Origin of the sequence: Spiroplasma sp. ChiS (genome assembly GCF_002968355.1) — a bacterium.
GTDB classification, from domain to species: domain Bacteria; phylum Bacillota_I; class Bacilli_A; order Mycoplasmatales; family Mycoplasmataceae; genus Spiroplasma; species Spiroplasma citri.
Genome location: NZ_PUUH01000159.1, coordinates 1 through 1,106, shown reverse-complemented (window position 1 = coordinate 1,106; position 1,106 = coordinate 1). Strand labels below are relative to the sequence as shown.

Here is a 1,106-nt window from a genome sequence, read left to right as displayed (position 1 = left end):
CATCAGGTACTGGTACTACTGGTATTGTTATTTATGAAGATAATAAATTAATTAAAAAACTAGATTTTACAAATAAAGATTGAAAATATCATGATAATTATATTATTGAGATTATTTGAGAATATCAGCGATCAGGCGAGATTATTAATGTTGAAGATTGTTTACCAACAAGTGCTAATGGTTCAAAAGACCGCGATGATTTATTGAGATTATTAGGTGTTTTACAAAAACAGTTTTGAGGTGACATTAATTGAGTATCACCACGCCATACTAAATCAGTTGTTAAAAATATGGAAAATTTAAGTAAATATAATGATAGTTGTTTATGAAAATATGATAAAGATACTAATTTAACTTATCAATATGGTAAAGGTTGAAAATATAATAATGAAAAAATAAGTAATCATCTCCGCGATGCAATTATTATTGCTAATTATGAGAGGTAATATTATGAAATCAAAAAATCATCAAGTTATAATTAGAAATATTAATGTTTATTTAAATAAAGAACAAGCAAAAATATGAAATGAATTACCCGAATTATATACACATAACCAACGAGTACAGCATTTTATCAATTACTATATTGTAAATAATAAAGGAAATAATAAAAATGAATAATTATATTTTATGTTATCGTTCTGAAAAAGGTAAACGACCATGTAAAACTCCTCTTGGTGAATATATAACTGGTATTGATGTTGAAGATATAAATATTAAATCTACTGAATACTGAGAATATTATAAAAGTACTTATGGTGAAAAGAATTTAATTATCTTAAAAACAAATAAAAAATAACCTTAATTGGTTATTTTTTTAAATGCTATTTGTAAGTTTTTCAATCGCTTCTTTTTTAGCATATTCTTTATCATTAATTTTAACTTGTTTTTTGACATTTTTAATTTGTCCAGTTTTAATTGCTAATTCTGTTGCACTTTCAGCACCGCGTAAATGCTTTTCATGTGCAATTACAGCAGTTCGTAATTCTCTAATTTCTGCTTTATATTTTTTAATTTTTTTAGCAGATAAACCAAGAACGCCAAGACTACCAGTTCCAACTGAACCCGCTAATACAAGTAAAACAATCATTAATGTATCTGTTGAA

4 protein-coding genes are annotated in these 1,106 nt (G+C 25.0%); 3 read left to right on the top strand and 1 reads right to left on the bottom strand.

The annotated features are described in order from the left end of the window. The 3 genes from C6B38_RS10015 to C6B38_RS04715 form a co-directional block, all read left to right on the top strand. Nucleotides 1-446: hypothetical protein (locus C6B38_RS10015; RefSeq protein WP_162475875.1), on the top strand; the 446-nt coding region annotated here is incomplete at its 5' end. Between the two features lie 4 nt (nt 447-450). Continuing rightward, nucleotides 451-621 carry a hypothetical protein gene (locus tag C6B38_RS10010; RefSeq protein ID WP_162475874.1) on the top strand — a complete coding sequence of 57 codons (171 nt, stop codon included), beginning with the start codon at nt 451-453 and terminating at the stop codon, nt 619-621. After that, on the top strand, nt 614-799 hold the full coding sequence (locus C6B38_RS04715) for a hypothetical protein (RefSeq protein ID WP_105298842.1): 186 nt from the start codon (nt 614-616) through the stop codon (nt 797-799). The genes C6B38_RS10010 and C6B38_RS04715 overlap by 8 nt, the downstream gene beginning before the upstream one ends. Before the next feature lie 18 nt (nt 800-817). Here the strand turns inward: C6B38_RS04715 and C6B38_RS04710 are convergent. After that, a partial coding sequence (locus tag C6B38_RS04710) for a hypothetical protein (RefSeq protein WP_233485532.1) occupies nt 818-1,106 on the bottom strand: 289 nt, incomplete at its 5' end.